The organism is Bradyrhizobium sp. AUGA SZCCT0283, assembly GCF_018130385.1.
Lineage (GTDB): Bacteria > Pseudomonadota > Alphaproteobacteria > Rhizobiales > Xanthobacteraceae > Bradyrhizobium.
This window is the reverse complement of the sequence record NZ_JAFCLU010000007.1, coordinates 98,729-124,823: the sequence shown is the minus strand read 5'-3', so window position 1 is coordinate 124,823 and position 26,095 is coordinate 98,729. Positions and strand designations below refer to the sequence as shown.

At 63.1% G+C, this 26,095-nt stretch carries 25 protein-coding genes; 14 read left to right on the top strand and 11 right to left on the bottom strand.

The genetic code is table 11. The annotated features are described in order from the left end of the window. Positions 1–27: 27 nt before the first annotated feature. The 5 genes from JQ624_RS12260 to JQ624_RS12240 form a co-directional block, all read right to left on the bottom strand. Complete coding sequence (locus JQ624_RS12260) at positions 28–426, bottom strand: EF-hand domain-containing protein (RefSeq protein ID WP_212419141.1); 399 nt, start codon at positions 424–426, stop codon at positions 28–30. A 74-nt stretch (positions 427–500) separates the two neighbouring features. Next, positions 501–1,535 (bottom strand): ABC transporter permease, encoded by a 1,035-nt coding sequence (locus JQ624_RS12255; RefSeq protein ID WP_212419140.1) that lies wholly within the window; start codon positions 1,533–1,535, stop codon positions 501–503. Between the two features lie 10 nt (positions 1,536–1,545). Then, positions 1,546–3,048, bottom strand: a complete 1,503-nt coding sequence (locus JQ624_RS12250) for a sugar ABC transporter ATP-binding protein (protein WP_212419139.1) — start codon at positions 3,046–3,048, stop codon at positions 1,546–1,548. Between the two features lie 6 nt (positions 3,049–3,054). After that, positions 3,055–4,074, bottom strand: a complete 1,020-nt coding sequence (locus JQ624_RS12245; protein WP_212419138.1) for a sugar ABC transporter substrate-binding protein — start codon at positions 4,072–4,074, stop codon at positions 3,055–3,057. Between the two features lie 251 nt (positions 4,075–4,325). After that, on the bottom strand, positions 4,326–4,727 hold the full coding sequence (locus JQ624_RS12240) for a globin (RefSeq protein WP_212419137.1): 402 nt from the start codon (positions 4,725–4,727) through the stop codon (positions 4,326–4,328). Positions 4,728–5,207: 480 nt separating this feature from the next. On the opposite strand from JQ624_RS12240, the gene JQ624_RS12235 reads away from it, so the two are divergent. The 8 genes from JQ624_RS12235 to JQ624_RS12200 all read left to right on the top strand — a co-directional run bounded on the left by JQ624_RS12235 (position 5,208) and on the right by JQ624_RS12200 (position 14,131). Next, positions 5,208–5,576, top strand: a complete 369-nt coding sequence (locus tag JQ624_RS12235) for a DUF2946 domain-containing protein (RefSeq protein WP_212419136.1) — start codon at positions 5,208–5,210, stop codon at positions 5,574–5,576. Positions 5,577–5,675: 99 nt separating this feature from the next. Then, on the top strand, positions 5,676–7,883 hold the full coding sequence (locus tag JQ624_RS12230; RefSeq protein ID WP_212419135.1) for a TonB-dependent receptor: 2,208 nt from the start codon (positions 5,676–5,678) through the stop codon (positions 7,881–7,883). A gap of 54 nt (positions 7,884–7,937) precedes the next feature. Next, positions 7,938–8,435, top strand: coding sequence for a copper chaperone PCu(A)C (locus tag JQ624_RS12225; RefSeq protein WP_212419134.1), 498 nt, complete (start codon positions 7,938–7,940; stop codon positions 8,433–8,435). A gap of 11 nt (positions 8,436–8,446) precedes the next feature. Then, the gene (locus JQ624_RS12220) at positions 8,447–8,971 is read left to right on the top strand and encodes a YcnI family protein (protein ID WP_212419133.1); all 525 of its coding nucleotides are present in this window, start codon (positions 8,447–8,449) and stop codon (positions 8,969–8,971) included. A gap of 10 nt (positions 8,972–8,981) precedes the next feature. After that, a complete protein-coding gene (locus JQ624_RS12215; RefSeq protein ID WP_212419132.1) occupies positions 8,982–10,547 on the top strand; it encodes a copper resistance protein CopC in 1,566 nt (521 codons plus the stop codon). 208 nt (positions 10,548–10,755) lie between these two features. Further along, a complete protein-coding gene (gene proS / locus JQ624_RS12210) occupies positions 10,756–12,075 on the top strand; it encodes a proline--tRNA ligase (protein WP_212419131.1) in 1,320 nt (439 codons plus the stop codon). Positions 12,076–12,144: 69 nt separating this feature from the next. Beyond that, positions 12,145–13,425 carry a lipoprotein-releasing ABC transporter permease subunit gene (locus JQ624_RS12205; RefSeq protein WP_212419130.1) on the top strand — a complete coding sequence of 427 codons (1,281 nt, stop codon included), beginning with the start codon at positions 12,145–12,147 and terminating at the stop codon, positions 13,423–13,425. A gap of 7 nt (positions 13,426–13,432) precedes the next feature. Next, entirely contained in the window at positions 13,433–14,131 is a 699-nt protein-coding gene (locus tag JQ624_RS12200; protein ID WP_212419129.1) for an ABC transporter ATP-binding protein, read from the top strand. A gap of 95 nt (positions 14,132–14,226) precedes the next feature. Here the strand turns inward: JQ624_RS12200 and JQ624_RS12195 are convergent, their stop codons facing one another. From JQ624_RS12195 to JQ624_RS12185, 3 genes are all read right to left on the bottom strand, one after another. Continuing rightward, the gene (locus JQ624_RS12195; protein WP_212419128.1) at positions 14,227–14,475 is read right to left on the bottom strand and encodes a DUF3551 domain-containing protein; all 249 of its coding nucleotides are present in this window, start codon (positions 14,473–14,475) and stop codon (positions 14,227–14,229) included. Further along, positions 14,475–14,735 (bottom strand): DUF3551 domain-containing protein, encoded by a 261-nt coding sequence (locus JQ624_RS12190; protein ID WP_212419127.1) that lies wholly within the window; start codon positions 14,733–14,735, stop codon positions 14,475–14,477. Before JQ624_RS12190 ends, JQ624_RS12195 begins: the two co-directional genes overlap by 1 nt. 149 nt (positions 14,736–14,884) lie before the next feature. Continuing rightward, positions 14,885–15,178, bottom strand: coding sequence for a DUF3551 domain-containing protein (locus JQ624_RS12185; RefSeq protein ID WP_212419126.1), 294 nt, complete (start codon positions 15,176–15,178; stop codon positions 14,885–14,887). Positions 15,179–15,480: 302 nt separating this feature from the next. Here JQ624_RS12185 and JQ624_RS12180 point away from each other — a divergent pair, with 302 nt between their 5' ends. From JQ624_RS12180 to JQ624_RS12165, 4 genes are all read left to right on the top strand, one after another. After that, on the top strand, positions 15,481–16,218 hold the full coding sequence (locus tag JQ624_RS12180; protein WP_212419125.1) for an outer membrane protein: 738 nt from the start codon (positions 15,481–15,483) through the stop codon (positions 16,216–16,218). A 191-nt stretch (positions 16,219–16,409) separates the two neighbouring features. Then, positions 16,410–16,664 (top strand): hypothetical protein, encoded by a 255-nt coding sequence (locus JQ624_RS12175; protein WP_212419124.1) that lies wholly within the window; start codon positions 16,410–16,412, stop codon positions 16,662–16,664. 754 nt (positions 16,665–17,418) lie between these two features. Further along, positions 17,419–20,928 (top strand): DNA polymerase III subunit alpha, encoded by a 3,510-nt coding sequence (dnaE, locus tag JQ624_RS12170; protein ID WP_212419123.1) that lies wholly within the window; start codon positions 17,419–17,421, stop codon positions 20,926–20,928. Positions 20,929–21,138: 210 nt separating this feature from the next. Then, positions 21,139–21,597 (top strand): DUF2846 domain-containing protein, encoded by a 459-nt coding sequence (locus tag JQ624_RS12165; RefSeq protein WP_249129756.1) that lies wholly within the window; start codon positions 21,139–21,141, stop codon positions 21,595–21,597. A 25-nt stretch (positions 21,598–21,622) separates the two neighbouring features. Here the strand turns inward: JQ624_RS12165 and JQ624_RS12160 are convergent, their stop codons facing one another. The 3 genes from JQ624_RS12160 to JQ624_RS12150 form a co-directional block, all read right to left on the bottom strand. Next, complete coding sequence (locus tag JQ624_RS12160; protein ID WP_212419121.1) at positions 21,623–22,054, bottom strand: EVE domain-containing protein; 432 nt, start codon at positions 22,052–22,054, stop codon at positions 21,623–21,625. After that, positions 22,051–22,422: a VOC family protein gene (locus tag JQ624_RS12155; protein ID WP_212419120.1), complete on the bottom strand. Its 372-nt coding sequence runs from the start codon at positions 22,420–22,422 to the stop codon at positions 22,051–22,053. The genes JQ624_RS12160 and JQ624_RS12155 overlap by 4 nt, the downstream gene beginning before the upstream one ends. A gap of 90 nt (positions 22,423–22,512) precedes the next feature. After that, positions 22,513–23,217 carry a YafY family protein gene (locus JQ624_RS12150; RefSeq protein WP_212419119.1) on the bottom strand — a complete coding sequence of 235 codons (705 nt, stop codon included), beginning with the start codon at positions 23,215–23,217 and terminating at the stop codon, positions 22,513–22,515. A gap of 181 nt (positions 23,218–23,398) precedes the next feature. Here JQ624_RS12150 and JQ624_RS12145 point away from each other — a divergent pair, with 181 nt between their 5' ends. Together JQ624_RS12145 and adh are read left to right on the top strand one after the other, a co-directional pair. Beyond that, complete coding sequence (locus tag JQ624_RS12145; protein ID WP_212419118.1) at positions 23,399–24,364, top strand: helix-turn-helix domain-containing protein; 966 nt, start codon at positions 23,399–23,401, stop codon at positions 24,362–24,364. 136 nt (positions 24,365–24,500) lie between these two features. Continuing rightward, positions 24,501–26,018 (top strand): aldehyde dehydrogenase, encoded by a 1,518-nt coding sequence (gene adh, locus JQ624_RS12140; RefSeq protein WP_212419117.1) that lies wholly within the window; start codon positions 24,501–24,503, stop codon positions 26,016–26,018. The last annotated feature ends 77 nt before the right edge of the window (positions 26,019–26,095 follow it).

Genomic DNA, 26,095 nt, shown 5'->3' with positions numbered 1-26,095 from the left:
GGATTTTACTCGCAGGTCTGGTTAGCGCTATTTCAGTAGCCGCAGCAGAGCCCGCCCGGCGGGCGATCTCAATTCCTTGGCGTCCAACGTCCCATCCTTGTCCGGATTGGCTGCGTTGAAGCGCTGCTCGACGACAGTAAGATATTCGTCCAGCGTCAGCGTGCCGTCATGGTCAGGATCGGCTGCAGCCAACTCCTTGGCACTCAACCTGCCGCGCAACTCACGCGCGTCGAGCGTGCCATCCCGATCCGGGTCTAGTTTGGCAAACATGGCGGATGCGGCCTTCTTCACCTCGGCCAGATCGAGGGTACCATCATTGTCGGAGTCGAACATCTTGACCGGGTTGGCGCGGTCCTTTGCCAAGGCGGGACCGGAAAATGCCACAGCAGTAACTAGCATTAGACCGACGAATGAGCGTGAAATCATCCTCTGATCTCCTAAGCAAAGCCATTTGCAAGGTACACGCACTAACGAGCGGATGTCCTTATCAGTTCCATTCCTTATTCCACCGCCCGTTCCCGTAATTTCTGCGCATAGACGTTGATTACGAGCGCCGCCAGCAGGATCAGGCCGCGGATCAGAATTTTCAAAAAACTGTCGATGTTGACGTGATCGAGCCCGTTGTTGAGGACGCCGAGCACGAACAGGCCGACGATGGTGTTGCCGATGCCGCCGCGGCCGCCAAAGAGACTGGTGCCGCCGACCACGACGGCGGCGATGGAATCGAGCAGGTAGGTGTCGAACTCGTTCTGTTGCGCGCTGCCGAAATGCGCCACCCCGAGCATGCCGCCGATGCCGGCGCACACCGCCGAAATCACCATGACGCTGCCGAGGATCAGCTTGACGTTGAGGCCGGAATATTCCGCCGCCTCGCGGTTTCCGCCGACCATGTAAACGTAGCGGCCGAAGCGGGTGTAGGTCAGCACCAGATGGCCGCCGAGCAGCATCAGGGCTGCCACGATCACGATCCAGGGGATGCCGCCGATCGATGTCGATCCGAGCGTCGTCACCAGCGGGGGCACCTTGTAGGCGATCTGCCCGCGCACCAGGAGCGCCGAGACGCCGGCGGCGATCTGCATCATCGCCAGCGTCATGATGAAGGAGGGGATGCCGATCACCGTCAGCCCGAACGCGTTGACGAGGCCGAGCAGGGCGCAAAGCGCCAGCGCGAGCAGGATCGCGGCCCATCCGGGCATCGGGACGTTGGCGATGTTGACGTAGGAATCCTGCAGCGTGAAATAGGCGACCGCAATGCCGGTGACGTTGGCGATGGCGGCGATCGACAGATCGATTTCGGCGCAGAGAATCACGAAGGTGAGGCCGACGGCGATGATGCCGGTGACCGAGATCTGCGTCAGGATGTTGCCGAGATTGTCGAGCGTCGCAAAGGAGGGGCTGGCGGCGGCGAAGAAGCCGAACAGGCAGATCAGCGTCAGGAACGGCGCGATGTTGCGCATCTGCGAGCGCAGCATCGCACCGAGCCCGCGAGGCCGTTTCCGATCCGCGGCGACTGTCACGCTTTCACCTGAAGTCATGCCGGTCTCCTCACGCCGCTTCGAGCAGGCGGTCCTTGCTGATCTGTTCGTTGGCAAACTCCCGCACCACCGCCCCGCGCTTGAGCACGATGACGCGGTCGGCGAGCGACAGCACCGTCTCGGGCTCGGTGGAGAGCACGATGATGGCAAGCCCCTTCGCGCGCAGGTCCCTGACGATGTGGATGACGTCGTTCTTGGCGCCGACATCCATGCCGCGGGTCGGCTCGCACAGCACCAACAGCCGCGGCGGATAGCTCAGCCACTTCGCCAGCGCCACCTTCTGCTGGTTGCCGCCAGAGAGCATGCCGAGCTCGAGATCGACGGCCGCGGGCCGGATCCGCAACTGCTCGACCTGCCGGGTCGCGATCGCGCGCTCGCGCGACGGCTTGAGCAGCAGGGAAGAAATCCGATCGAGGATGCTGATCGAGACGTTCTTGTAGACCGGCTCCTGCAGGAACAGCATGTCGCGGCGGCTCTCGGGAACGAAGGCTATGCCCGAACGCCTGGCGTCCGCTGTGCTGCGGAAGGCCTTTGGGTGGCCTGCGACCGCGAGCGTGCCGAGGTCGGGCTTTATCTTGCCGAACAGGATCCGCGCCAGTTCGAGCTGCCCGCACCCCATGAAGCCGTAAATGCCGAGTACCTCGCCGGCGCGGGCCTCGAACGAAACCTCGCGCAGGCGGCCGGCCAGCGTCAGCCCGTTTGCGTTCAGCACCACCGGCTGATCGGTCGGCGGCGGCAGCATGATGTCGTGGGTGTAGGTCTCCTCCAGGGCCTCGCGGCCCTTGCCGATCATCGCCTCGATCAATGCCGGCTTGCTTGTCTCCGACGCGGCGGTCTCCGCAACCTTCCTGCCGTTACGGAACACCGTCACAACGTCGGAGACGCGCAGGATGTCCTCGATGAAATGCGAAATGAAGACGATGCTGGTGCCTTCGTCCCGCAACCGCTTCAGCGTCGCGAACAGGCGCTCCACTTCGGGCGGCGACAGCGCCGAGGTCGGCTCGTCGAGGATGATGATGCGGGCGCCCGAGAACAGCACGCGGGCGATCTCGATCAGTTGCTGCAGCCCGATCGGCAGGTCGCCGAGCCGCGACGTCGGATCGACGTCGATGCCGAACCGCTTGAGCTGCTCGCCGGCCTCGCGGGCCATGCGCCGCCATTGCACCAGCCCTAAGCGGTTGGTCGGCTGGCTGCCCAGAAACACGTTCTCGGCCACCGTCAGGTCCGGCGCCACGCTGAGTTCCTGATGCACCATCGCGATCCCGGCCGCATGCGCGTCACGCACCGATCGAAAGCGAGTTTCCTTTCCGTCCAGCACGAACCGGCCGGAAAAGTCCGCATGCACGCCGGCGATGATCTTCATCAGCGTGCTTTTCCCCGCGCCGTTCTCGCCGACGAGCCCATGGATCTCGCCGGCGGTGAGCGCGAAGTCGACACCACGAAGCGCCTCGACGCCGCCGAAGGCCTTCGTGATGTCGTGCAGTTCGAGGATGGGCTGATGTCCCCTGGGCATGCTGGCTCAGATCAGGAAGTGATCCTCCATCCATTGCATGCCGGCCGCATTGGCTTTCGTCACCACCGGGCCGTCCGTGATCACATGCTTCGGGATACCCTGTCCGCTCTTCTCGCCCGCGGTCACCGCGGCGACGCCGGCGATGATGGCGCCGCCATGGATGCCGCAGGACGGGTTGCGGACGGTCGCGAACATGCGGCCTTCGCTCACCGCCTGGATCGCCGGCGGCATGGCGTCGACGCCGCCGATCAGGATGTTGGTGCGGTTGCGCGCCTTCATGATGTTGTAGGCGGCCAGCGCCATGTCGTCATTGTGGAAGAACGCCGCATCGATCTGCGGGTACTTTGTCAGATAAGTCTCCCACAGCCGTGCCGCCTTCGAGACGTCCCAATCCGCCGGCTGGGTGTCGAGCACCTCGATGTTGGGGAATTGCTTGATGACCGTTTCGAAGCCCTTGGCGCGGCCCTGTGCGCCGGTATGGCCGAGCGCGCCTTGCGTCATGATGACCTTGCCCTTGCCGCCGATGGCGTTGCAGAGCGCCTGCGTCACCGACGCGCCCATGAATTCATTGTCGGGCGCCAGGAATGAATGAACCTTGATCTGGTCGAGCGGGGCGATCAGCGTGTCCATGTCGATCACGGGAATGCCGGCGTCGATCATCTTCTGCACCGGCTGGGTCAGCGTGCCGATGCCGAACGCCTGGATGGCGACGAAATCCCATTTCTGCGACGCCATGTTGTCGATGGCGGCGCGCTGCTTGACCGCGTCGAGCTGGCCGTCGAACCAGGTGACCTCGACGTTGAACAGCTTGCCCCACCATTCCGCCGCCTGCTTGCCCTGGGCGCACCAGGTGGCCTGCAGGCCTGCATTGGAGAATGCCGCCTTCAGCGGTTTTTCCGAACGTGCCGCTGCCGCCAGCGCCGGGTTGATGCCCAACCCGCCGAGCAGGGCAGTTGCCGCGCCGCCAGTCGCCGCCGCTTGAAGAAGATTACGCCTTGTCGTTGACGATTTCTCAGTCCCGGACATCGCTCGCTCCCTCGTTTGTCGTTTTATTACCGACGGCGTCGATTGCACGCACCGCGGATCGAGGCAGTCTTTCACACTCGGCGCATTTGCGCCACCGGCTGACTTGATCGCCAGTATCAATGAGCTTCAGGAGTTTTGGCGCGCATGAGATCACGATGCGATTTGACGAAATCGCATCATGATCTCATCTCTTTGTTTGAGCATGATCTTTTCGGAAAACCGGTTTCCACTTTTCCGGATCATGCTGTAGTTCACCGCGCTGCAACGAGACTTTCGATGTCGCCGAGCAATTTCCGCCACGCCGTATCGATTTCTTCCGACCACTCCGCCCCGATGACTTCACGCAGCGTCTGCGCGATGATGCCGAAGAATGCGACGAACAATTCGCGCGGCGTGCCGTAGTCGTCGTGCGAGGAAACCTCTGTGCTGATCAGGCGGAAATGGCCGGTGCGTTCTCCGGCAAAATCGAGGATGGCCTCGATCGTCAAAGCCAGCATCGAACCCTTGACGAGTTCGCTGCCCTCGGTGCGGAACATCGTCCGCGCTTCGGGATGCGCGTCGAACAGCCGCCGATAGACCAGCGGCGTCAGATCCTCGCAACGTCCGGCGGCCAGTTCGAAACTTCGTTCGATCGGATTTGACGATGCCATCATTGTCGCTTGCGATCGTCTCGAAAGAAAAACGTCTCAAAAAAAAGAGCAGGGCGCCAAGCCCTGCTCAAAAATTGTGTCGACCCTTAATTTCCCCGAAAACTTAGATTTGATCTTGATTGTCGAGGCGACGCTGCTTGTGCGCGTCAGGGCTCCTCCCGAGACTTGGACCACCAAGCTTAAGCCTCTCGGCTCAGCCTGAGCTTGGATTGGTAGACCATCTTTTTCGTCTTGTCACCATTTTCGGCAACCTTTGTTCAAAATTCCAGCACTCTGCGAAATGATTGGGAATTTGCTACTGATGGTTGTGGATTTAACCGCAATTCGCCCGAAGCTTGGTATTGGGGTAGGGCGTCCTCCAAATGCTGCAAAACGCATCGCTTTTCGTCAGGTTTATTCCCTAAAGCGGCAACATAGTTCCGGGAACCTGATCTCGACTTCGGACTCTCCAGGTGATTAAGGTCTGAAGCGGATGGGTTTGCGATGCGCCGGCTGAAGAATTTTCTGCCAATTGTCCTGATTGCCCTGGCGGTGCAGATTTTTGCACCGATCGGCGCATGCTGGGCGGCGACCATTGCGGCCTCCGATCCGCTCGCCGGCGCCGTCATCTGCCACGGCAATGCTGCGCCCGGTGCGGGGCAGACCGATCAGACCGGCCACCGCGCCCATGACGGATGCTGTTCGGTTTGCAGTGTGCTGCAGACCGGCGCCCCGGTCGATGTGCCGCAGGCCGCGGCGATCGCCGTCGATCGGGTTGCCGAGCGGGTGGCCTGGTTCGATTTTGTCTTTCGGCTGACCAACGCCCGTGCCGGCTCGCACGCGCAGGCGCGCGCCCCTCCCGCCTTTTCCTGACGACCTCGCAACTTCCCATCAGGATTGGTGCGGCCCACGGCCGTGCCTGTTCGTTCAGTTGAGCAAAGCCGGCCAGAGAGCTGGCGTCAGGATCATTCCATGTTTCGTCTTGCACCACCCCCAGGGCTCGTGCGCAGCACACTGCTGGCCTCGGCCGCCATATTCGTATCGCCGTTTGGCGCCGAGGCGCAGACCGAGCGATCAAACCTCCCGCCGGTGACCGTCACCGCGCCGGAACAGAAGCGCGCCACCAGCGCTCGTCCACCCCGCAGCGCGGCGCGGTCCGCGCGCGCCGTCCGGCAGGTGCGCGCTCCGGCGCCGCCGACCGCTGGCGATCAGGGGCAGGGCGGCCGCGGCGCGCTGGCGGTGCTGAGCGCGCAGCAGGCGCTGACCGAGATCAATCAAACCCCGGGCGGCGTCGCGATCGTGCCGGCCGCGGCCTACAGGAATTCAACCGTAGCCAACACCATCAAGGACATCCTGGATTATGTGCCGGGCGTCTTCGCGCAGCCGAAATGGGGTGACGACACCAGGCTTTCGATCCGCGGCTCGGGCCTGTCACGCAACTTCCATCTGCGTGGCGTGCAGCTCTATATGGACGGCATTCCGATCAACACCGCCGACGGCTACGGCGATTTCCAGGAGATCGATCCGACCGCCTACAAATATGTCGAGGTCTACAAGGGCGCCAATGCGCTGCAGTTCGGCGCGAACTCGCTCGGCGGCGCGATCAATTTCGTGATGCCGACCGGCCGCGATCCGTTCCCGAACGGCGTGTCGGCCGATATCGGCGCGTTCGGCTTCAAACGGCTGCAGGCCAATGCCGGCGGCGCCAACGGCCCCTGGGACGGTTTCGTCACCGCCGCGACGCAGGCGTCAGACGGCTTCCGGGACCACAGTTTTGGCAGCGGCACCCGCGTCAGCGGCAATGTCGGCTATCAGTTCTCGCCGGATGCCGAAACGCGGTTCTATTTCAACGCCAACGAAGTGCGCCAGCGCATTCCCGGCACCGTCGCCAAGCAGTCGGCCCTGACCAATCCTGAAGCCGCCGCTCCCGCCAATGTCGCCAACGACCAACAGCGCAACATCGACACCGTGCGGCTTGCCAACAAGACCACGATCCGGTTCGACGACACCAAGGTCGAATTCGGCGCCTTTGGCGTAGACCGCCATTTGATGCATCCGATCTTCCAGTGGCTCGATTACAGCTACAAGGACTATGGCGGCTTCGCCAAGGTGACCGACGACCGCTTCATCGGCGGCTTCCGCAACCGCCTTGTCGCCGGCGTCAACATCCTGAACGGCAGCATCGACAACCAGCAATTCGCCAATCTCGGCGGCCAGAAGGGCGCGCTGCTGTCCTCGTCGATCGATCGCTCGAAAAACACCTCGCTCTATGTCGAAGACAGTTTCTACTTCCTGCCGAACGTCGCGGCGATCGCGGGAACACAATTCCTTTACGCTACCCGTAACCGGCAGGATCGTTTCCTCAGCGATGGTGATGCTTCGGGAGCGACCAAGTTCAATCTGTGGTCGCCGAAGGCTGGCCTGCTCTGGAATATCGATCCGACCTGGCAGGCCTTCGCCAACATCTCGCGAAGCGCCGAAGTGCCAAGTTTTGGCGAAAGCGCGAATGTACCGGGGGTCGTGGTCATTCCCTTCACCAGCATCCGCCCGCAGACCGCCACCACCTATGAGATCGGAACCCGCATGAAGCGGCCCGATTACGCCTGGGAGATCTCGGCCTATCGCGCCAACATCCGCGACGAACTGCAATGTCTCTACAGCGCGTTCGGCAATTGCAACGTCACCAATGCCGACCGCACCGTTCACCAGGGTATCGAAGCGGGCGCGGGCGCCGCGATTTTCCGAGGTATCTTCAACAACGGCCCGGCGCCGGACAAACTCTGGCTGAACCTGGCCTACACGTTCAACGATTTCCGCTTCGACAATGACGCAACCTTCGGCAACAACCTGCTGCCCGGCGCCCCGCGCCACTATCTCCGCGCCGAGTTGCTCTACAAGAATCCGACCGGCTTCTATTTCGGGCCCAATGTCGAATGGGTGCCGCAGGCCTATTTCGTCGACAGTGCGAACACGCTGAAGACCGAGGCCTATGCGCTGCTAGGGCTCAAGGCGGGCTTCGACAATGGCGGTCCGGTTTCGGCCTATATCGAGGGGCGCAATCTCGCCAACAAGGCGTACATTTCCAGCACCAGCATCATCAATGTGGCGACTGCAACCTCGCCCTTGTTTGAGCCGGGCAATGGAAGGGCTGTTTTTGCCGGGATGAAGTACAGGTGGTAGGTATCGATCCGACGCAGACCAATGCTGAACCCGTTTGAACACGAAAGTCGAACCATGAAGAACATTATGCACACGCTTGCCTGCGTGGCCGCCCTGTTTGCTCTCCAGGGCGCACCCGCGCACGCCCAGGAGGTCAAGGCCGGCGATCTCGTCATCACGCAGCCCTGGAGCCGCGCGACGCCCGGCGGCGCCAAGATCGCCGGCGGCTTTCTCACGATCGAGAACAAGGGCTCTGCGCCGGACCGCCTGATCAGCGGAGCCGGCGATTTCGCCGGCAAGGTCGAGATTCACGAGATGGCGATGAACAACGGCGTCATGACCATGCGGCCGCTCGACAAGGGCCTCGTGATCGAGCCGGGCAAGATCGTCAAGCTCGCGCCGGGCGGCTACCATTTGATGCTGATGGATCTGAAGACGCCGCTCAAGCAGGGCGACAAGGTGCCGCTCACGCTCGAATTCGAGAAGGCCGGCAAGGTGACGCTGTCGCTCGATGTGCAGGGCGTCGGCGCGAAGGCGCCCGCGGGGCATGATCATTCCGGCATGAAGAAGTAAAGGTCCACCCAATGTCGAAGATTGCTTTTGCCGTCATTATCCTTGCCGCGATTGCGGCCTCTCCGGCCGCCGCGCATGTCACACTTGAGAAACGGCAGGCGCCGGTCGGCTCGTACTACAAGGCGGTGTTCGCCGTGCCGCATGGCTGCGCGGGATCGCCGACCGTCAAGCTGCGGGTGCAAATTCCGGAAGGCGTGATCGGCATCAAGCCGATGCCCAAGCCGGGCTGGACCCTCGAGACCGTCAAGGGCAAATACGCCGCCGAGTATGAGTTTCACGGCAGCAAATTGTCCGAAGGCGTCAAGGAAGTGGTGTGGAGCGGCGGCAAGCTTGCCGACGACAATTTCGACGAGTTCGTCTTCTCCAGCTATCTCACGGCGGGCCTGAAGCCGGACACCACGCTGTATTTTCCCGTGGTGCAGGAATGCGAGCAGGGGGTCAGCCGCTGGATCGATATTCCGGCAGCAGGCCAGAGCGGCCACGGAGAGGGCAGCAAGACACCGGCGCCGGGACTCAAGCTGACAACGAAGCCGTAAAGCCATCCCGATGGCGCGCGTGCTCGCTGGTCTTGCTGCGCTGCTGTCGGCGCTTTGCATTGCGAGCGCCGCGTGGGCCCATGCGACGCTGCTTTCTTCGGAGCCGGCCGATGGCAGCGTGCTCACGCTGCCGCCGAAGATGGTGCAGTTGCATTTCAACGAGAGCGTTGCTCGGGCCGTGATCGGCGTCATCGATGCCGATGGCAAGGCGCGCGATGTCGCCACGCGCGCGGTCGGCCAATCCGTGCTGATCGTTCTGCCGGATGACCTGCCGCAGGGCACGCAGATCGTCAGCTACCGCGTGGTTTCGCAGGACGGTCATCCCGTGGCGGGATCGCTGGTGTTTTCAATCGGCGCCGTGACCGGGGCCGCGCCGCCGGCGAAAACAAGTCCGCAAGCGGTGCTGATCTGGCTGGCGCGGATCGGGGTCTATCTCGGGCTGTTCGTGGGTGTCGGCGGCGCGTTCTTCGCAGCCTGGATCGGGCAGGGCCCGAGCGGATCGACGGTCAGCCGTGGCGCGCTCGCTGTCGGTCTCGTGAGCGCGGTGGCCTCGCTCGGCCTCCAAGGCCTCGATCTCCTCAACCTTCCGCTTGGCGGCATCGTGACCTCGGCGCCGTGGGCGAGCGCACTTGCGACCTCCCTCGGGCCGTCGCTGTTGATGGCGATCGTGGTGGTGGCCATCGCCTGGTACGCATGGAAAAGCCCGGGCATCCTGATCGCCCGGGTGTTGACCACGCTGTGCATGGCGGGCGTCGGGCTGTCGCTGGCGATGAGCGGGCATGCCGCGACCGCCTCGCCGCAATGGCTGACCCGGCCGTTGCTGTTCCTGCACGGCGTCGCCGCGGCCTACTGGATCGGCGCGCTGGCGCCGCTGGCGACCATGGCGCGTTGGCGCAATGACGACCTGCCGCGCGTGCTCAAGCAGTTTTCAGGCCTAGCGATTCCGTTGGTCGGGCTGCTCGTGCTGAGCGGGTTGGTGCTTTCGATCATCCAGCTTGGCAGTGTCCGCGCGCTGATCGAAACCCAATACGGCATCCTTCTCTCGGTCAAGCTGGCGCTGGTGATCCTGTTGCTCGGCCTTGCCGCGCTGAACCGGTTTGTCTGCACGCCCGCCGTCGTTGCGAATTACGAGAACACCCGGCCGCTGCTGGGAGCGATCCTGCTGGAATGCGCTCTCGTCGTTTGCATCCTTGCCGTCGTCGCCGGCTGGCGGTTCACGCCGCCGCCGCGCGCCTCGGCTGCATCAGTTGCGGCGCCGCTCTCGGTCCATATCCACACCGACGCAGCGATGTTTCAGGTGCTGGTTTCGCCGGGCAAGGTCGGCGCCAACGATTTTGTGCTGCAGCTGATGACGGGCGACGCCGCGCTGCTGCCGGCCAAAGAGGCGACGCTGATCATGAGCTTGCCGGAGCGCGGCATCGAGCCGATGGAGCGTCGCGCGGCGCTCGGGCCGGACGGCTACTGGCATGTGCGCGGCGTGGCGCTGCCGCTGGCGGGACGTTGGCACATGCGCATCGAGGCACTGGTCTCCGATTTCGAGAAGGTGACGCTGCAAGATGAATTGCAGGTGCGCTGACAGCGGATCCCGCTTCCACCAACTTGTAGATGGGTGGAGCGCAGCGGGGTATGACGCCGTTGTGAAGGCATGAGGACCACGAGGCCCAAAAACGGCCCGGAAATCCGCGTTTCCAGCCGCTTTTCACCGGCCCCGGCCTTGTATTTTGGCACCCGATCCGGTTTCACTGCACCTCTTCCGGTATCTTACTGATTCCTTGAGTTGTCCCATGCGGTTGTCGCGGTTTTTTCTACCCATCCTGAAAGAGAATCCGAAAGAGGCGGAGATCGTCTCGCATCGGCTGATGCTGCGTGCGGGCATGATGCGGCAGGAAGCGGCCGGCATCTACGCCTGGCTGCCGCTCGGCTTTCGGGTCCTGAAGAAGATCGAGCAGATCGTCCGTGAGGAACAGGATCGCGCCGGCGCGCTGGAACTGTTGATGCCGACGCTGCAGCTCGCCGATCTCTGGCGCGAGAGCGGCCGCTACGACGCCTATGGTCCGGAGATGCTGCGCATCGCCGACCGTCACAAGCGTGAATTGCTGTACGGGCCGACCAACGAGGAAATGATCACCGAAATTTTCCGCGCCTATGTGAAGTCGTACAAGAGCCTGCCGCTCAATCTCTATCACATCCAGTGGAAGTTCCGTGACGAGCAGCGGCCGCGTTTCGGCGTGATGCGCGGCCGCGAATTCCTGATGAAGGATGCTTACTCCTTCGACATCGACGAGGCGGCGGCGCGCCGTGCCTATAACCGGATGTTCGTTGCCTACCTGCGCACCTTCGCGCGGATGGGACTGAAGGCGATTCCGATGCGCGCCGAGACCGGCCCGATCGGCGGCGATCTCAGCCATGAATTCATCGTGCTGGCGGAAACCGGCGAGTCCGGCGTGTTCTGCAACAGCGACGTGCTCAACCTGCCGATCCCGCCCGACGATGTCGACTATGACGGCGATCTCACTGACATCATCAAGCAATGGACGTCGGTCTATGCCGCGACCGAGGACGTCCACGATGCCGAGCGCTACGAGCGCGAAGTGCCGGCCGACAAGCGCGTCAACACGCGCGGCATCGAGGTCGGCCAGATCTTCTATTTCGGCACCAAATATTCCGACGCGATGAAGGCGATGGTCGCCGGCGCCGACGGCGTCGACGTGCCGATCCATGGCGGCTCCTACGGCGTCGGCGTCTCGCGCCTGGTCGGCGCCATCATCGAGGCCTGCCACGACGACGCCGGCATCAAATGGCCGGAGGCGGTGGCGCCGTTCACCGCCGTGATCTTGAATTTGAAGCAGGGGGACGCGGCCGTCGACGGCGCCTGCGAGAAGCTTTATCGGGAACTTCAGGCCAAGGGCGTCGACGTGCTCTATGACGATACCGACCAGCGTGCCGGCGCCAAGTTCGCAGCCGCCGACCTGATCGGCATCCCCTGGCAGATTCTGGTCGGGCCGAAGGGCCTCGCCGAGGGCAAGCTCGAGATCAAGCGGCGCAGCGACGGTTCGCGCGAGAATTTCAGCCCAGTTGAAGTAGTGGCGAGGATAGCGGGATAAGATATCCACGGTGGCGGTAATGTTGGCCAATAAGGCCACATTTGGCCCGAATCATGGGATTATCGAGTAATGGATGAGACCATGAACGAGACAGCCCGAACCCCGCCTTTTGCGCCCTTCGAATGGCTGTTGTCCGGGCGTTACCTGCGTGCGCGCCGCAAGGAAGGTTTCATTTCGGTCATCGCCGGCTTTTCGTTCCTCGGCATCATGCTCGGCGTCGCCACGCTGATCATCGTGATGGCTGTCATGAACGGTTTTCGCAAGGAACTGCTGGACAAGATCCTCGGTCTGAACGGGCATCTGCTGGTGCAGCCGCTGGAATCGCCGCTGACCGACTGGAAGGATGTCGCCGAGCGCATCAGCCAGGTCGACGGCATCCGCCTTGCTGCGCCGGTCGTGGACGGTCAGGCGCTGGCGTCCTCGGCCTTCAACGCCGCCGGCGTGCTGGTGCGCGGCATGCGGTCTGCCGACCTGAACAACCTCACCTCGATCGCCAAGAACATCAAGCAAGGCACGATGGAAGGTTTTGACGAGGGGCAGGGCGTCATCATCGGACGCCGGCTCGCCGATCAATTGTCGCTGCACGCCGGCGACACCATCACGCTGGTGGCGCCGAAGGGCGCCGTGACCCCGATGGGAACCACGCCGCGCATCAAGCCGTACAAAGTGGCGGCGGTGTTCGAGATCGGCATGTCGGAATATGACGCCAGCTTCGTGTTCATGCCGCTGCCGGAGTCGCAGGCTTATTTCAACCGCAAGGACGACGTGACCGCGATCGAGGTATTCACCACCAATCCCGATCGAATCGACGCGTTCCGCAAGGCCGTCACGGAGGCGGCCGGGCGGCCGGTGTTCCTGGTCGACTGGCGGCAGCGCAACTCGACCTTCTTCAATGCGCTGCAGGTCGAGCGCAACGTGATGTTCTTGATCCTGACCATGATCGTGCTGGTTGCCGCGCTCAACATCGTCTCCGGCCTGATCATGCTGGTCAAGGACAAGGGGCAGGACATCGCCATCCTGCGCACCATGGGCGCCTCGCAGGGCTCGATCATGCGGATATTCCTGATCACGGGCGCGGCGATCGGCGTGGTCGGCACGCTGACCGGCTTCTTCGTCGGCATGCTGATCTGCCTGAATATCGAATCGATCCGGCAATTCCTGTCCTGGATGACCAACACCGAATTGTTCTCGCCGGAACTCTACTTCCTCTCCCGGCTGCCGGCCGAGGTCGATTTCGGCGAGACCGCCGCGGTCGTGATCATGGCGCTGACGCTGTCGTTCCTGGCGACGCTCTATCCGTCCTGGCGCGCCGCGCGCCTCGATCCCGTCGACGCGCTCCGGTACGAGTGAGGACGAGATGGCCGAGGAGGCGGAAGACGTACCGGTTATCTATCTCCACGAGATAAAACGCGAGTACAGGCAGGGCGAGGCGACGCTGACCATTCTCAACGGCGCCAAGCTCGCGCTGTGGGCGGGGCAGTCGGTGGCGCTGGTGGCGCCGTCGGGTTCGGGAAAATCGACACTCCTGCACATCGCCGGCCTGCTCGAAAGTCCCGATGATGGCGAGGTCTATGTCGCGGGCACGCCGACCTCGCAATTATCAGACATCGACCGCACCCAGATCCGGCGCTCCGACATCGGCTTCGTCTATCAGTCGCACCGGCTGCTGCCGGAATTCACCGCGCTCGAAAACGTGATGCTGCCGCAGATGATCCGTGGCCTCAAACGGTCCGAGACTATCAAGCGCTCGACGGAAATTCTGGCCTATCTCGGCCTCGCCGACCGCGTCACGCACCGGCCGGCCGAGCTATCCGGCGGTGAACAGCAGCGCGTCGCCATTGCGCGCGCGGTCGCCAATGCCCCGCGGGCGCTATTGGCGGACGAGCCGACCGGCAACCTCGATCCGCACACCGCCGATCACGTCTTCAAGGCGTTGATGCAACTGGTGAAGGCGACGCAGGTCGCGATGCTGATCGCCACCCACAATATGGAACTGGCCGGGCGGATGGACCGCCGGGTGTCGCTGGTCGATGGTCAGGTCGTCGAACTGGAGTAGAGCATGATCCGGAAAAGTGGGTACCGGTTTTTCCTCGCGACAAACGCGGAACGCGTTTGCGCGGAGATCATGCTCAAAGAATAATCCGGGACGGTTCAGTAAACGCCGCGCTTGCGCGCCGGCCGGTCCTGATAGGCCGCATAGGGGTTGAGCACGCATTGCGCCGCACGCCCCGAGGCCGACGTGTTACATTGCGGCAGCGACGTATAGCGGCATTCGTAATACGTGATCGGTCCGTAGACATGCAGGCAAACCGGAAAGTTGGGATCGTAGGTCTGTGCCTGCGCCGGTACCGCTGCCGAGGCCGCTCCGATCGCCAGAATTGCCAACGCCGGAATGCGCATCAGAATTTCCTTCGGGATTGGCGGCTGCGATCGGTCAGCATGTCCGCCTTGGCGTTGAAATAGGGATTCGCAGCGCAACTCGCATCTCGCCCGGAGGCGGTTGCCTGGCACTGCGCCAGCGACGAAAAACTGCAATCGCCGGCACCGCCGCCGAAATCGCAGCCCTTGATGCAGTAGGGAAACTCGCGCGCCATCGCCGGCATCGCAACCGCTGCCGACACAGCACCGGCCGCCATCAGCGCCAGCCATGCCCTTCGCATTGCATCCTCCGCCGCAGTCCCAGAAATCTTCGGCCACTAATCTTCAGCCGCTAACCAGACGATCCACCCACGCCCGCGTCAAATCACGTTCGCGCGTTGAATGTTCCTCAGCGTGCGCAGGCGCGGCGCGATGAGCCCTCGGTGGGCGCTCAGTATCTGCCGTAGCCGGGGGCCGGCGGCAGCGCGCGGCCGGGCAGTCGGCGATACGCGGCGGGCGGCGGTTCGTTCTCGCCGACATAATACGGATTGGCGATGCAATAGAGAAAGCGTCCCGAAGCGGTCGCCTGGCACTGCTCGTAACTTGTGAAAGTGCAGTAGCTCAGCCCCGGATACTCGTCTCCCTGAAGGCAGAACGGATACCGGGTGCCGACGGCTTCGGCAGGCGCGGCGCCGAGTGCGGCCAGTGCGCTCGCGGCCAGCACGGCTAGAATCGCTTTACGCATTTCGAATCTCCTCATCGCATTTCCGCGCTTTGCCGGTTCCACTTTCATCGACACAAGCCGCACCCGCGCACTCCCGTCAAGCTATTCCACCCTGCAATACCGTCACAAAGTTGAATGTGAATTCTTTGCGGCAGGTTCCGGTTCAAAGTTTCGAAAAACGTCTGCAGCACAACATTAACTTACGTTCATACTGCGGCCGTTTGATGTGTGTTGTTGCAGCGAGGTGACAGCAATTCGAGCGAACAATGCTAAGAGGCTGTCACGGCCTTGGGGGCTGTCAAAAAGGAACGGGAATAAAAAGAATGAAGAAGGTTTTGCTTGTTACGGCCAGTCTGATCGCGCTCGGCGCGGCTGCGCCGGCTGTTGCTGCTGATCTCGCTGCGCGTCCTTACACCAAGGCGCCCCCGATGGTCGCTGCTGTGTATGACTGGACCGGTTTCTACATCGGTGCGAACGGCGGTTGGGGTTCGAGCCGCAACTCCTGGGATCTGGTTGGCTTTGGCGCCGAGGGCTCGCATGACGCGACCGGCGGAACCGTCGGTGGCCAGGTCGGCTATCGCTGGCAGGCTGGCACCTGGGTGTTCGGTGTTGAAGCCCAGGGCAACTGGGCCGACTTCTCGGGCAGCAATGTGAGCCTGCAGTTCCCCGCCTTCCGCAACCACACGAACGTCGATGCGTTCGGCCTGTTCACCGGTCAGGTCGGTTATGCCGTCAACAACGTCCTGCTCTACGTCAAGGGCGGTGCTGCAGTGACCTCGAACAGCTACCGCGTCAACAACGTTGTAGGCGGCGCGCTCGCTGGCGTCACCGGCGACGACACCCGTTGGGGCGGCACGATCGGCGCCGGCCTCGAATACGCCTTCGCCCCGAACTGGTCAGTTGGTGTCGAGTACGATCACCTGTTCATGCAGGACCGTACCTACAACTTCACCACGCCGGGCGGCCTCGCCTTCGGCACCGACCGCATCCGTCAGGACGTCGATCTCGTCACCGCCCGCCTGAACTACAAGTTCGGCGGCCCGGTCATCGCGCGATACTGATCGTTCGCGATTCTCGCGAATCATCGAAGCCCCGGGCGCTGCCCGGGGCTTTTTTCTTGGGCGGAGAGGCCGATTAACCATCGAGATTTGCCGGCATAACTCCTTCAATCGAGACCTTTGGGTAGTGGGCAGTCTGACTGTGGCGAAGTTCTGGGCTGGAAAACGCGCGGGACGGCGCGCATATTTGGCGGATGGCAGATTTTGAAAAATGTTCCGGCGACCTGCGAAGACTGATCGGAATGGCTGACACCAATGGTGTCCCGATGGCCGAACGGTCGATTGACGAATATCTGGCCGCCACAAAGCCTTCCGATCGGACCGGCGCCCTTCAGGAGGTTCAGCGGGTGGTGCAGACCCATCGCGACGCGGCAACCTCTGGCGATCAGCGTGATTTCGCTGAGGTAGTGAACGATTACATTGAGAAGCTCATGAGGAGCTTCGAATGACCCCGGGGCTGGAATTAACCAGGTCAGTTTGATTATGGCAGAGTTCCGGGCTGGAAAACGGGCGGTTCCGGGCGCATATTTCGCGGATGGCGACAATTGTTCAATGCAATTGCGGCGCCGAGTATAGACGCACTGAAGAGAAGTTCTTGGTACCGCAAACGGGTGACGCGGTCTGCGCAGTCTGCGGCGCTGCGCTGGAATCGTGGCTGGAGTCCACCCACGTTCCCTCATACGAACTTATTGAACGTCCACAGACAGAAAGTGGGCAGGACAAGCCACCCCAAACGTCCTAGGGACCCCAACAGATCGGCACCGGTGCGCCGCTGAATTAACCAAGCGAATTTCTTTCGGGGGTGGATTTCAAACTGACCCACCACCGCCCCCTTGACTCCAAGAACAAAAAAGGAACAATGTTCCTCATATGTTCTCATATCGTAAGGAGTCGGACGATGTTGCGGATGTTTGTGGAAGAAGCGGCGGCGCTGGCGTCGATTACGCTGTTTGTCGCGATGATCGCGGTCTGGGCGCAGGTGATTCCGCAGCTTTGAAGCGGGATCGGAAACCTGATCCAGGCCGAAACCTGATCCAAGCGAACGTGCGGACGGGCTGGGGAAAAGCCGGACGGCGGGCGCGGAGGCTGCGTTCCGCGTGGACTCCGCAAGGCCAAGGCATCACCATTGCGGGTGGCTGAGTCGGCGCGCAGCAGCGGCCGATGATCGCTCCCCATCCTGATGCAAGAGCCCGTTAAGCGACCATGTCCAGTGCCGGATTCGTTCACCTCCACGTTCATTCGGCCTATTCGCTGCTGAAGGGCTCGATCAAGATCGCCAAGCTCGGCGAACTGGCCAAGGCCGACCGCCAGCCGGCCTTGGCGCTGACCGACACCGACAACATGTTCGGGGCGCTGGAATTCTCCGACAAGATGGCGGGCTACGGCATCCAGCCGATCGTGGGGTGCGAACTCGCCATTGATTTCGGCGACCAGGACCCGAACGCGCGCAACGCGATGGCCGCGGCGCCGTCGCGAATCGTGCTGCTGGCGGCGCGCGAGCGCGGCTATCGCAGCCTGATGCGGTTGAACTCGCGGGCCTTTCTGGAGACGCCGGTTCACCAATCCCCGCACATCAAGCTCGAATGGCTGGAAGGCGATGCCGAGGATTTGATCGCGCTGACCGGCGGCCCCGACGGGCCGATCTCGCTGGCGCTGCATGGCGATCATGCAGCCCTTGCGGCAGCCCGTTGCGACCGGCTGGCTAGCCTATTCGGCGATCGCCTCTATGTCGAATTGCAGCGCCACGGCATCGACAAGGAGCGCCGCGCCGAGGCCGGCCTGATCGATCTCGCCTACGCCAAAGGATTACCGCTGGTCGCGACCAACGAGCCATATTTCGCGGCGAATGACGATTATGAGGCCCACGACGCGCTGTTGTGCATCGCCGGCGGCAAGCTGATCGCCGAGACCGATCGCGACCAGCTCACACCCGATCACCGCTTCAAGACCCGCGCCGAAATGGCGGTGCTGTTCGCCGATATTCCGGAAGCGCTGGCCTCCACGGTCGAGATCGCGGAGCGCTGCTCGTTTCGCCCGAAGACGCGAAAGCCGATCCTGCCGCGCTTCACGGTCGGCGCCGGTTCAGGTTCCGACGCGGCAACTGAGGAGGCCGCGGAGCTGAAGCGCCAGGCCGAGGAGGGGCTCGCACGGCGCCTGCAGGTTCACGGCCTGTCGCCCGGCACCACGAACGAGGAGTACCAGAAGCGTCTCGCCTTCGAGATCGACGTCATCAACCGCATGAACTATGCGGGCTACTTCCTGATCGTCTCGGACTTCATCAAATGGGCCAAGGCCCACGACATTCCGGTCGGTCCCGGCCGCGGCTCCGGCGCCGGTTCGCTGGTCGCCTATTCGCTGACCATCACCGATCTCGATCCGATCCGCTTTGGCTTGCTGTTCGAGCGCTTCCTCAATCCCGAACGCGTGTCGATGCCGGACTTCGACATCGACTTCTGCCAGGACCGCCGCGGCGAGGTGATCGACTACGTGCAGCAGCGCTACGGCCGCGATCAGGTGGCGCAGATCATCACCTTCGGAACGTTGCAGGCACGCGGCGTGCTGCGCGACGTCGGCCGCGTGCTGCAGATGCCGTATGGCCAGGTCGACAAGCTGACAAAACTGGTGCCGCAAAATCCGGCCGCACCGGTGACGCTGGCGCAGGCGATCGAGAGCGAACCGAAGCTGCAGGCGTTCCGCGACGAGGATCCGGTGGTCGCGCGCGCCTTCGACATCGCCCAGCGCCTCGAAGGGCTGACGCGTCACGCCTCGACCCACGCCGCCGGCATCGTGATCGGTGACCGTCCCTTGAGCGAACTGGTGCCGCTCTACCGCGATCCCAAATCCGACATGCCGGTGACCCAGTTCAACATGAAATGGGTCGAGCCGGCGGGGCTCGTGAAGTTCGACTTCCTCGGCCTGAAGACGCTGACCGTGCTCGACGTCGCCGTGAAGCTGCTCAGGCAGCGCAACATTCATGTCGATCTGCCGACGCTGCCGATCGACGATGCCCCCAGTTACCAGATGCTGGCGCGCGGCGACGTGGTCGGCGTGTTCCAGGTGGAAAGCCAGGGCATGCGGCGCGCGCTGATCGACATGCGCCCCGATCGCTTCGAGGACATCATCGCGCTGGTGGCGCTGTATCGCCCGGGCCCGATGGCCAACATCCCGACCTATTGCGCGCGCAAGCACGGCGACGAGGAGCCGGAATATCTGCATCCGATCCTGGAGCCGATCCTGAAGGAGACATTCGGCGTCATCATCTACCAGGAACAGGTGATGCAGATCGCGCAGGTCATGGCCGGCTATTCGCTCGGCGACGCCGACCTGCTGCGCCGTGCGATGGGCAAGAAGATCCGCGCCGAGATGGAAAAGCAGCGCGCGATCTTCGTTGCCGGCGCGGTCAGGAACGGCGTGCCGAAGGGGCAGGCGGACACGATCTTCGAACTGCTCGCCAAATTCGCCGACTACGGCTTCAACAAGAGCCACGCCGCCGCCTATGCGCTGGTGTCCTATCACACCGCCTACATGAAGGCGCATTACCCGGTGGAGTTTTTGGCAGCGTCGATGACGCTTGAACTCAACAACACCGACAAGCTCTCGGAATTTCGCGCCGAGGCGCAGCGGCTCGGCATCAAGGTCGAGGCGCCGAACATCAACCGTTCGGGCGCCACCTTCGAGGTCGGCGAGAACACCATCTACTATGCGCTGGCCGCGCTGAAGGGTGTCGGCATCCAGGCAGTCGAGCAGATCGTGGAGGAGCGCAAGAAGGGCGCCTTCACCTCGCTTGCGGACTTCGCGGCGCGGGTCAATCCGCGCGCGATCAACAAGCGGATCATCGAAAGCCTGGCCGCTGCCGGCGCATTCGACACGCTCGAAACCAACCGCGCCCGCGTCTTTGCCGGGGCGGACGCCATTCTCGCCGCCTGCCAGCGCAGCCACGAAGCTGCAACGATCGGTCAGAACGACATGTTCGGCAACGCCGCCGACGCGCCGACCATCATGCTGCCGCAGATCGAGCCCTGGCTGCCGGCCGAAAAACTCCGCCGTGAATACGACGCCGTCGGCTTCTTCCTGTCCGGCCATCCGCTCGACGATTACGCCACGGTGTTGAAGCGGCTGCGGGTGCAGACCTGGGCGGAATTCTCGCGCGCCGTCAAAACCGGCGCGACCGCGGGCAAGGTCGCGGCCACGGTTGTGTCGCGCATGGAACGGCGCACCAAGACCGGCAACAAGATGGGCATCATGGGCCTGTCAGACCCGACCGGCCATTTCGAGGCGGTGCTGTTCTCGGAAGGCCTTGCGCAGTATCGCGACGTGCTGGAGCCGGGGGCTGCGGTGTTGCTGCAGCTCGGCGCCGAACTGCAGGGCGAGGACGTGCGCGCCCGGGTGCTGCATGCCGAGCCGCTGGATGACGCCGCGGCGAAAACCCAAAAGGGCCTGCGGATTTTCGTTCGCGACACCAAGCCGCTGGATTCCATCGCGCGACGGCTCAACATGCCGGAAGCCGCCGCGCCAAACGGCTCGGCAAAGGGCCTGCCGGCAAAACCCGCGCCTGCGCCATCGGGCGGCGCCGATGGCGACGTCTCGCTCGTCATCATGCTCGACCTGCAGACCGAGGTGGAGATGAAGCTGCCGGGGCGCTTCAAGGTCTCGCCGCAGATCGCTGGCGCGATCAAGGCGGTTGCGGGCGTCGTTGACGTGCAGACGCTGTAGGTCGTGCGCAGCGGTGCAACGCCACCGTCGTATTTTGATCACAACCTGTGATTTTGCGGGCGCGGAAACGCCAGCGCTGTTGCAACCATTTCGAGCTTTGGCTAAAAAATGGCCGGGGAATGGATTTTGGGGCGTACTGTGTTTTGGCGAGGCGTGGCGTTACTGATATCGGTCTTGCTGCTGGGCGGCTGTGAGACCCAAAGGGACGGTTTGGATTACTCGGCGATCGCGCGGAAGGTCGGCCCGCCAAAAGCAGGGCACGCACGTGTCGTCGTGCTGCGCGAAAAAGGCTTTGGCGGCATCGTCGATGGGGCGTGGGACGTTCAGCTCGATGGAACGCCGATCACCGGCCTCAAGACCGGCACCTTCGCCTTCGCCGATCGTCCGAACGGCCAGCTTCAATTGACGGCTACCGAGGCCGCATTCCCGGGCGTGACGCGGCACGACATCACAGCCCAATCCGGCCGAACCTATTTCTTCGTGGCGCGGACGAGTAAGAGAAAAAACGCCATGATCGCCACCGCGGGCGCTACCGGAGGCGGAATATTGGGGCTAGCGCTCAGCACCGCGCTGACCTCGGGTTACGACAATCCCGGGCCAATCGACTTTTTTCCGCTGGACGAGGCGACCGCGAGAACGACCATTGCGGAACTTCGGCTGGCCCAGTAGCTAAGCCGGCGGGCATGATTTGTCGTTACGCCGCTGAAAGCTGTGCGTCCATCGCTGCCGCTATCATCTTTATGTCGTGCTCGGAGATTTCGAACAGTCCGAAGCGGAGCTGAAAGCCCCAGTTACGTTTGACCGTCGTGAACTCGAGCCGCCCGACGAGGGGCTTGATCGGCGCTTCCCGGGCCGCGCACCAGTTGACGTTACGGCGGAACGGAAAGAAACCGCCGCCCATACTTGCCTGATACGGCGACTCGTCATCCACGACACCGATTGCGGTAAACGACTGCAATTTATCCTGACCGCGGAAGACGCTGGTTGGCGAGTAATAGACGACATAGTCGCCGGGCCGGACGCGCTTGAGCGGCCCGGCCTTGCCGTGACAGACCTGCATGAATCCCTGGCCTCGGCCGATGCGAACATGTTCGGCGGAAGCCACCGCTACCCAGTTCCTGCTCATGCCGCCGCCGGAACGAATACGCGCAGACGATGATCATCGGGATCGGTCGCGACGAAGGTTGTGCCGAAATCCATCTGCACGGGCTCTTGCAAGACGTTCAGCCCGCGCTTCTTCCAGTCGGCGAAGGTCGCCTCGACTGCCGCGGCACTTTCGACCGTGAACGCGACTTCGGTGGCGCCTGCCTGCGCATTGGCTGCAGGCTCCACGGTTTTGCGCGACCACAGTCCCAGCATTACGCCTTCCGACAGCGGCAGCATCGCAAAGGTCGGCGAGGTCTCGAGGATGGGGCGGCCGAGCAAATCGGCATAAAAGCCGGCGCTGGCCGGCGGGTTCTCGACATAGAGCAGAACGAAACTGAAATTTGGCATTGGCAGGTTCCTGGTTGAACATCGCTGCCGAAGCCGCTCTGAGGGCGTCCGGCATGCGTTCAGCCTAGAAGATGACCCTGCCAAAAACTGTCAGTAGTGAAATTCGCTACCGTTCGGAATTCCTTCGCTGGCGCGCCATTCCTTCAGCAGAACCTGACGACGGCGCGGATAGCGCTTGTCGACCGCTTGTACCTTGCTGATCCGGTCGGTCCGGAAATGCCGGAAGCCCTCACGCAACTCGCACCACGCTACGACGATGCGCACGCGGTCGAAAAAGCCGAGCGCGAACGGCCAGATGGTCCGGTTGGAACTGCGGCCGCTGCCGTCCTGATAGAAGATCCGCAACTTGCGCTCGGTCCGGATCGCCGAGCGAATGACCGGCAGTTCGGCGTCACCCGTGGCGATCGCTGTTCCCGGCCCGATCAGCAGGCCCGACGTATCGAGGCCGGCCTTGAGGTCGGGCGGAAGCACGGCTGATATCTTGGCCAATGCGCTGCGTGCGGCGCCACTCAACGCCGCGTCAGTGCGGTCCGCCACCCAGCGCGAGCCGAGCACGATCGCCTCGATTTCGTCTTCCGAGAACATCAGCGGCGGCAGCATGAATCCCGGACGCAGCACGTAGCCGATGCCCGGCTCACCATCGATATGCGCGCCCTGCGCATTGAGGGTTTCGATGTCGCGGTAGAGCGTGCGCAGCGAAATCCCGAGCGCCTCCGCTAGCACCGCGCCGCTGACGGGGCGTCGATAGCCACGCAAAAGCTGAATGAGATCGAGCAGGCGCTGTGCGCGCGACATTGATCCGCCCCGTTACCAAGCCGACTAAAGTCTATCAGGGCATGCTGCCAAAACGTGTCAGCATCATTCCGTTGCCAGCTTGAGACGGGGAAGCGGGGCGAGGTAACGTCGCGTGCGCTTGATCTGGATCAATTCGCCCACCGGCCCGGGCCGAATATCTTGCTGCGCGGGAGGAAAGAGTGTGGCGCAGACCACCAAACACCATGCCGATCAGGTGCAGGCCACGGTCGCGCGCGGCTCGGCCGCGAAATCTGCCGTGGTCGCGTCCTGGCGCCGGTCATCCAATTTTCATCGCCTCGATCCCGCCGAATGCAGCCTGCCGCGCCGGTTGAGCCAGGCCGAATTCGAATTGGCGCGGCAGCAAATCGAGCCGCTGGTCCGGGCTGCGCAATCCAACCTCGACCGGCTGTTTCTCGCGGTCGGCGGCGTCGGCTGCTGCGTGCTGCTGGCCGACCGCAACGGTGTGCCGGTCGACCGGCGTGGCACAGCCTCCGACGACGAGACGTTCAAGGCGTGGGGCTTGTGGACCGCGACGGTCTGGAGCGAGGAGTGCGAGGGCACCAACGGCATCGGAACGTGTCTGGCCGAGCAGCGTGCGCTTACCGTTCATCGCGACCAGCATTTCTATGCGCGCAACACGCTGCTGAGTTGCACGTCGGCGCCGATCTATGATCACGAGGGCAGGCTGGCCGCGGCGCTCGACGTCTCCTCCTGCCGCGCCGACCTCACGGAAGGATTTGTCAATCTCATTGCCGTTGCCGTCAGCGACGCCGCCCGCCGGATCGAGATGGAAAATTTCCGGCTGGCGTTCCCGAACGCCCGCTTTCTGTTTGCGCCAGACATCAATCGCGGCGGCGGTGGGCTGATCGCGGTCGATGCCGACGACCTCGTCATCGGCGCGACGCGGTCGGCGCGGCTGGCACTCGGCGTGACGCGGGATTTTCTGAAGAAGCCGTTGCCGGCGGCCGACCTGCTCGGCGGGACGTCCAGCCCGGCGCGGGATCTCGATCAGGCCGAGCGGGCAGCCGTACAACGGGCGCTGGCGCGCAGCGACGGCAACGTTTCGGCCGCTGCCGAGGCGCTCGGCATCAGCCGTGCGACGCTGCATCGAAAGCTGCGGCGCCTGGACCTTAATCGCGCTCACTGACGGTTTGTCCGGTCCACTGTCGCAGTTCTGCGACACACGCGCCCGCGATCCGGTTTGCACGGACTGACAACGAAGCCGGCCTTCGCCATGGTTTTCTCGAGCGCCGCATTCAGCGACGCCATAGCGAGGAACAGCCATGAACAAGGTCGAATTTTCACGAACTGCGAAGGCCCCGTTCGAAAGGCGATACGGGAACTACATCAACGGAAAATGGGCCGAGCCGCGCTCGGGCCGCTATTTCGAGAACTTCTCGCCGGTCAACGGCCAGCTGCTGTGCGAGATCGCGCGCTCCGATGCCAACGACATCGAAGACGCGCTCGATGCGGCGCATGCCGCCAAGGAAGCCTGGGGCCGCACCAGCGTCGCCGAACGCGCGCTGATCCTGAACCGCATCGCCGATCGCATGGAGGAAAACCTCGATCTGCTCGCGCTCGCCGAAACCTGGGACAACGGCAAGCCGATCCGCGAGACCACCGCGGCCGACGTGCCGCTCGCCATCGACCATTTCCGCTACTTCGCCGGCGCCATCCGCGCCCAGGAGGGCGGCCTCTCCGAAATCGACCACGATACGGTCGCCTATCATTTCCACGAGCCGCTCGGCGTCGTCGGCCAGATCATTCCGTGGAATTTTCCGCTGCTGATGGCGTGCTGGAAGCTGGCGCCGGCGCTGGCTGCCGGTAACTGCGTCGTGCTGAAACCCGCTGAACAGACCCCGGCGGCGATCATGGTGTGGGCAGGGCTGATTGGTGACTTGCTGCCGCCAGGCGTGCTCAACATCGTCAACGGCTTCGGCCTCGAGGCCGGCAAGCCGCTCGCGTCCTCGCCGCGCATTGCCAAGATCGCCTTCACCGGCGAGACATCAACGGGCCGGCTGATCATGCAATATGCCAGCCAGAACCTCATCCCGGTGACGCTCGAACTCGGCGGCAAGTCGCCCAATATCTTCTTTAAGGACGTCATGGCCGAGGATGACGATTTCTTCGACAAGGCGATCGAAGGCTTCGTCATGTTCGCGTTCAACCAGGGCGAGGTCTGCACCTGTCCGAGCCGCGCGCTGATCCATGAATCGATCTTCGACCGCTTCATGGAGCGGGCCTTGAAACGCGTCGAGGCCATCGTCCAGGGCGATCCGCTCGATCCGGCCACCATGATCGGCGCGCAGGCGTCCTCCGAGCAGATGCAGAAGATCCTGTCCTATATCGACATCGGCCGCGAGGAGGGCGCGCAGGTGCTGACGGGCGGGGCGCGTAACGAACTGCCGGGCGATCTCGCCGGCGGCTTCTACATCAAGCCGACGGTATTCAAGGGCAACAACAAGATGCGGGTCTTCCAGGAGGAGATTTTCGGACCCGTCGTTTCGGTCACGACCTTCAAGGATGACGAGGAGGCGCTCGCGATCGCCAACGACACGCTCTACGGCCTCGGCGCCGGTATCTGGAGCCGCGATGCGAGCCGGCTCTATCGCTTCGGCCGCGCCATCCAGGCCGGCCGGGTCTGGACCAATTGCTACCATGCCTATCCGGCGCACGCCGCGTTCGGCGGTTACAAGCAATCGGGTGTCGGCCGGGAGACCCACAAGATGATGCTGGATCATTACCAGCAGACCAAAAACCTGTTGGTCAGCTACAGCCCGAAGAAGCTCGGTTTCTTCTGATCTGTTCTGACTTGCGACAGCGTTGCGCGCGGGTTGCTTCAACCCGCGCGCAACGACGCGATTCGCAAATTTCAAGA

What these genes read in the sequence shown, in the direction of transcription:
- JQ624_RS12260 (WP_212419141.1), bottom strand. Translation starts at nt 426, where the DNA reads ATGATTTCACGCTCATTCGTCGGTCTAATGCTAGTTACTGCTGTGGCA.
- JQ624_RS12255 (WP_212419140.1), bottom strand. Translation starts at nt 1,535, where the DNA reads ATGACTTCAGGTGAAAGCGTGACAGTCGCCGCGGATCGGAAACGGCCT.
- JQ624_RS12250 (WP_212419139.1), bottom strand. Translation starts at nt 3,048, where the DNA reads ATGCCCAGGGGACATCAGCCCATCCTCGAACTGCACGACATCACGAAG.
- JQ624_RS12245 (WP_212419138.1), bottom strand. Translation starts at nt 4,074, where the DNA reads ATGTCCGGGACTGAGAAATCGTCAACGACAAGGCGTAATCTTCTTCAA.
- JQ624_RS12240 (WP_212419137.1), bottom strand. Translation starts at nt 4,727, where the DNA reads ATGATGGCATCGTCAAATCCGATCGAACGAAGTTTCGAACTGGCCGCC.
- JQ624_RS12235 (WP_212419136.1), top strand. Translation starts at nt 5,208, where the DNA reads ATGCGCCGGCTGAAGAATTTTCTGCCAATTGTCCTGATTGCCCTGGCG.
- JQ624_RS12230 (WP_212419135.1), top strand. Translation starts at nt 5,676, where the DNA reads ATGTTTCGTCTTGCACCACCCCCAGGGCTCGTGCGCAGCACACTGCTG.
- JQ624_RS12225 (WP_212419134.1), top strand. Translation starts at nt 7,938, where the DNA reads ATGAAGAACATTATGCACACGCTTGCCTGCGTGGCCGCCCTGTTTGCT.
- JQ624_RS12220 (WP_212419133.1), top strand. Translation starts at nt 8,447, where the DNA reads ATGTCGAAGATTGCTTTTGCCGTCATTATCCTTGCCGCGATTGCGGCC.
- JQ624_RS12215 (WP_212419132.1), top strand. Translation starts at nt 8,982, where the DNA reads ATGGCGCGCGTGCTCGCTGGTCTTGCTGCGCTGCTGTCGGCGCTTTGC.
- proS (WP_212419131.1), top strand. Translation starts at nt 10,756, where the DNA reads ATGCGGTTGTCGCGGTTTTTTCTACCCATCCTGAAAGAGAATCCGAAA.
- JQ624_RS12205 (WP_212419130.1), top strand. Translation starts at nt 12,145, where the DNA reads ATGGATGAGACCATGAACGAGACAGCCCGAACCCCGCCTTTTGCGCCC.
- JQ624_RS12200 (WP_212419129.1), top strand. Translation starts at nt 13,433, where the DNA reads ATGGCCGAGGAGGCGGAAGACGTACCGGTTATCTATCTCCACGAGATA.
- JQ624_RS12195 (WP_212419128.1), bottom strand. Translation starts at nt 14,475, where the DNA reads ATGCGCATTCCGGCGTTGGCAATTCTGGCGATCGGAGCGGCCTCGGCA.
- JQ624_RS12190 (WP_212419127.1), bottom strand. Translation starts at nt 14,735, where the DNA reads ATGCGAAGGGCATGGCTGGCGCTGATGGCGGCCGGTGCTGTGTCGGCA.
- JQ624_RS12185 (WP_212419126.1), bottom strand. Translation starts at nt 15,178, where the DNA reads ATGCGTAAAGCGATTCTAGCCGTGCTGGCCGCGAGCGCACTGGCCGCA.
- JQ624_RS12180 (WP_212419125.1), top strand. Translation starts at nt 15,481, where the DNA reads ATGAAGAAGGTTTTGCTTGTTACGGCCAGTCTGATCGCGCTCGGCGCG.
- JQ624_RS12175 (WP_212419124.1), top strand. Translation starts at nt 16,410, where the DNA reads ATGGCAGATTTTGAAAAATGTTCCGGCGACCTGCGAAGACTGATCGGA.
- dnaE (WP_212419123.1), top strand. Translation starts at nt 17,419, where the DNA reads ATGTCCAGTGCCGGATTCGTTCACCTCCACGTTCATTCGGCCTATTCG.
- JQ624_RS12160 (WP_212419121.1), bottom strand. Translation starts at nt 22,054, where the DNA reads ATGAGCAGGAACTGGGTAGCGGTGGCTTCCGCCGAACATGTTCGCATC.
- JQ624_RS12155 (WP_212419120.1), bottom strand. Translation starts at nt 22,422, where the DNA reads ATGCCAAATTTCAGTTTCGTTCTGCTCTATGTCGAGAACCCGCCGGCC.
- JQ624_RS12150 (WP_212419119.1), bottom strand. Translation starts at nt 23,217, where the DNA reads ATGTCGCGCGCACAGCGCCTGCTCGATCTCATTCAGCTTTTGCGTGGC.
- adh (WP_212419117.1), top strand. Translation starts at nt 24,501, where the DNA reads ATGAACAAGGTCGAATTTTCACGAACTGCGAAGGCCCCGTTCGAAAGG.